The sequence below is a fragment of the Sodalis-like endosymbiont of Proechinophthirus fluctus genome, assembly GCF_001602625.1.
Taxonomy (GTDB): domain Bacteria; phylum Pseudomonadota; class Gammaproteobacteria; order Enterobacterales; family Enterobacteriaceae.
In genome coordinates, this window is record NZ_LECR01000023.1 from 61,637 (window position 1) to 65,322 (window position 3,686).

5 protein-coding genes and 2 pseudogenes are annotated in these 3,686 nt (G+C 52.1%); 4 read left to right on the forward strand and 3 right to left on the reverse strand.

Going from position 1 to position 3,686, the window contains the following annotated elements:
• Positions 1-160, reverse strand: a pseudogene (locus tag BG74_RS20340) (imidazolonepropionase); the annotation flags it as partial.
• A 271-nt stretch (positions 161-431) separates the two neighbouring features.
• Here BG74_RS20340 and BG74_RS20345 point away from each other — a divergent pair.
• From BG74_RS20345 to BG74_RS02800, 3 genes and pseudogenes are all read left to right on the forward strand, one after another.
• Complete coding sequence (locus BG74_RS20345; protein WP_439895650.1) at positions 432-515, forward strand: hypothetical protein; 84 nt, start codon at positions 432-434, stop codon at positions 513-515.
• Between the two features lie 31 nt (positions 516-546).
• Positions 547-1,249, forward strand: a pseudogene (locus tag BG74_RS18770) (urocanase-related protein); the annotation flags it as partial.
• A gap of 498 nt (positions 1,250-1,747) precedes the next feature.
• Entirely contained in the window at positions 1,748-1,963 is a 216-nt protein-coding gene (locus tag BG74_RS02800) for a hypothetical protein (protein WP_066596452.1), read from the forward strand.
• 98 nt (positions 1,964-2,061) lie between these two features.
• Here the strand turns inward: BG74_RS02800 and BG74_RS12600 are convergent, their stop codons facing one another.
• A complete protein-coding gene (locus BG74_RS12600; RefSeq protein ID WP_244267193.1) occupies positions 2,062-2,304 on the reverse strand; it encodes a hypothetical protein in 243 nt (80 codons plus the stop codon).
• A 79-nt stretch (positions 2,305-2,383) separates the two neighbouring features.
• Between BG74_RS12600 and BG74_RS18775 the strand changes: the two genes are divergently transcribed.
• Complete coding sequence (locus BG74_RS18775; RefSeq protein ID WP_256364194.1) at positions 2,384-2,518, forward strand: hypothetical protein; 135 nt, start codon at positions 2,384-2,386, stop codon at positions 2,516-2,518.
• A 633-nt stretch (positions 2,519-3,151) separates the two neighbouring features.
• Here the strand turns inward: BG74_RS18775 and BG74_RS20350 are convergent.
• Positions 3,152-3,295: a hypothetical protein gene (locus tag BG74_RS20350; protein ID WP_187202539.1), complete on the reverse strand. Its 144-nt coding sequence runs from the start codon at positions 3,293-3,295 to the stop codon at positions 3,152-3,154.
• Positions 3,296-3,686 lie beyond the last annotated feature (391 nt).

The window sequence follows — 3,686 nt, forward strand, 5'->3', positions numbered from 1 at the left end:
TCAGTGTACGAAGTTTGCTCACTATTTGCCAATCGCCAGCGAACCCTCTATAGCTGACGTCCGACAGCCGCTGCTCAAACTCACAGCTGTAGTCGCCGCCGAAAACAAGATGGATATAACAATCAACCAGGCTCGACGTAATGATACCGCCGCCGACATCCTGATATTCCCGCGATTCGTGCGGCCATAACTCTTATCATAGGCCCTAACATCAGGCAATATGTCCGTCGCGCACTGCGCTGTAGCTCCCCTCCCCTCTTGCCGTGTCACACCAGGCAGGGTGGCGTCCGTCATAACACTTATGCTCCTCTCTAACTTATAAGGATCTAGATAAACAACATAAAGACTCCAGATGAACAAAGATTTTAGCCATTCGACTTCCCATCCTGTCAAAGCGCCGCAGGGGTAGCACGCTGCATTGCAAAAATTGGTTGATTGAAGCGCCTTACCACATGATTCAAAATAACCTTGATCCCGAGGCAGTGATCCGCGCGGCCTGCGGTTCGATAGTGTAGTACATGAAGGCAATGCCGGGGTTTCATACCTGGGGTGCTCACCGTAGATTACGGCAACAATATCCGCCAGGTCGCTGAAAGAAGGGGTGAACAACTCCTTCGGTTTCCCAGGCTTGTACCAGCGTATATCCGTCTTCTGTTCTGCGAGGGGAAAGGGTCATTCCGCTGGATGGCGTTGTCCGGTGATCCGGAAGATATTTATAAAACAGACGCCAAGCTAAAAGAGCTTTTTTATAACAACGCGCTATTGCATAACTAGTTGAGCGTAGCCAGCGAGCGTATCACTTTCAGGGGTTGCTGGCCCGGATTTGCTAGCTGGGGCTGGGCGAAAGGCACTTGCCGGAGCTGGCTTTCAATGAAATAGTGCGCAACGGCGAACTGAAGGCGCCGCCGGTCATCACATCGGACGCGATCACCTTGATTGCGGCTCGGTCTTCTCTCCTAACCGCGAAACTAAAGCCATGTTACGTATCGACGTCGTATCCGACTAGTCTCTGCTCAATGCCTGGTTGAGCACCGCCGGCGGCGGGGGTATGGGATTCTTACAGCACGTGGGTATGGTTATTGTTTGCGACGACAGCTAGAGCGCCGACGAACGGCTGGCGTTCTAGCTTTAGAACGATCCGGCGCCACGCACCATGTGTCAGCTTAATGCTGATGCCATCGCGATGGCCAAGCGTTATGGGCTGAAACTGCCGATGTTGCCGTGGTGCTTGTGCTGCCTGGAGGTTTAAAGCTTGCCGTTTGCTGTTTGGCATTTGGTGTCCGAGGTGTAAGTTTACTGTTAAACGTTTAACGCCTGACTTTTGACGTTCGGTCTTGATTATTGCCGTTGGGTGTCTTGTGTTATATGTCTAGCAAAGATGATAGTTGTAGTTTTTAGCATTGCTACAACTACCGACTCCCCTTGCGCCGTAGTATGGATAACGCGGCCTGCTAGCGCCGATTGGCACGCGCGGGCGAGATAGGGCGAAACTGGCGTGCGGATCAATCAATTTGGCGTTCGCTCAGGCGCGCGGCAGTCGCCACGGAACACACAATCACCGCCGCGCCAGCATAAATGCGTGGCGTCGGCTCTTCGTTAAAAAGTAGTCAGGTAAAAATAATGGCATATACCGGCTCCGGAGCGAAAATCACCGCTGCCATGCGGCCTTTGGACGTAACTCAGACTACTTACCAGAGTAAGCCGTGGGCGATACCGGTATATACCACCCCTAAATATCAACAACCCAATGGTCGCTCCTTTAGGAGAGAAAAAAGGGGAAGACAAGCATCAATACCAGGAAAATAAGCAAGATAAATACGCACTCTGGCCAGCGGATCCGCTCGAGAAAGACCAGGATTTCAAACAAAACGGTAAATGTTGGAAAGCTGGTGAAGCCGAGTATCGCCAGGGCGGCGCCACCCGCCTGTTTAATTGCTATGAAAAATGTCACCCAGTGCGCTAACAGCCTGCTTCCCAGGATCAAAAATCAAAGCAAGCTAAGGGCCACAACAGCGCAAACAGACTGCGGCCGAAAGCGAAGGTGACCCGGCGTAAAGGAAATCAGCTTACCCAATATTGCTGACATGCCGAAAATATTGCCGCCACGTTTAGCGCCAACAGCGTTGTGCGTTGTGTCCATTCCATTACGCTGTTCCATTTTTTTTGTCTTGATTCCGCCACCGCGCGGGCGGGCTGGCACGGGGAACAGGTCAAATACTCAGTGTGCCAGCGCAATGGGATATAGGTAAACGATTTCTGCCGGCAATTCGCCGCACGGCGATAATTTTTGCCCAAGGGCATCACTCACACTGCTTATACCAGCAATACAACTTTTCAGCCCCGCGAGCCATTGCGCTGGATTTCTTCAAGGACAGGAGCCGTTATGAACGCTATCGATGCCGCGTCACCTCACCAGAAAATCGATGCTGCTCAGTGGGTACGCGTGTTCTTGATGAGCGATCTACACGGCTGTTATTATATGCTGATAGCGAAGCTTGAGCGCCAACGTAACCGATGACAAGACGATCAGATGTGGCTGGCAAACGGCAGGCAGTAGTTTCATCAACTGATGGGAGCTGACAGGTAGCGGGATCGACAGATGCGCGCGCCTGCTACTGGTCATTGACTGACCCTACATGTAATCAGCGCAACATGGTAATAGCCCATGCGGATTATCCGTCGGGCCATTATCTCCTTGAGCAAGAGATTGATGACGAGGCGTGTTGTTGTAGAGCCGCAAGCGAATCGGCTGTCACCAGCAGGAACTGGGTAAATCCATTGCCAGCGCCAGCAATTTCTTTTTTGGCCATACGCCGGTCAGCCAGATGTGGTATTATTATACCAGTATTATTTGATACCGGCGATGTTTTCGGTGGAACATTGACGATGTTTGAACTAACTTCACTGCCGTTTTAATTCCCGAACCGTGGGTGGTGTCAGTTCCTGGCGCACAAACTGATGATTGGTTAACATAGACAGCTCCTGCCTGGCCTGCTGCAAGTAGGCAGGATCAGGAAGAGCGAAAATCAACGCCAGTGTTCCCGCCGCTTTTTGGCGATCTAGATCCCAATGGATCTAAGACCATGCTCTGATCGATGTTGCACAGTCAGCATTCTCCTACTGCCACCAGTAGTACCAGGTAGCAGGTATTTTATCCAGCGCTCAGGCGGTAACCAGCAACTTCCCAGTGCTGCTCCTTCAGAAGCCCTCTCACAGAAGGCAGTACCAGCACGTCAGCGCCGTTTATCGCCAGGCGACGCGCCAGTTCCGGAAAGCGTATATCGTAGCAGGTCATTCGTAGCAGGTCATCAGACCTACCATTAGAGCGCGCGGCGAGGTAGAGTATACTAGAAGTGTCATTCGCTGGTTCGCCGAAAAGGTCAAACGAGTAAAGGGGAGCATGCTATCCTCGCCACAACTGGGACAGCAGATGCTGGTGCTTAAACAAGATATTAGGTCGCCGCCGCTATCACGCCATGGCACTTACCGGCGGCGATGATTACCCGCAAAGTACAACTGGTGCTAGCGCCGCGCGCTGGTTATTCCCCGCAGCGCATTGCAGGTGGTGGCCGGCCCGTCGGCGCAGGTGGGCAAAATGCTATGCGACAGCCTAGCAGTTTGTAAACTTAGCTTTACAGGATAGACTGAAGTGAGGTAGCTATTTAATGACATAATGCGAGCTGCCG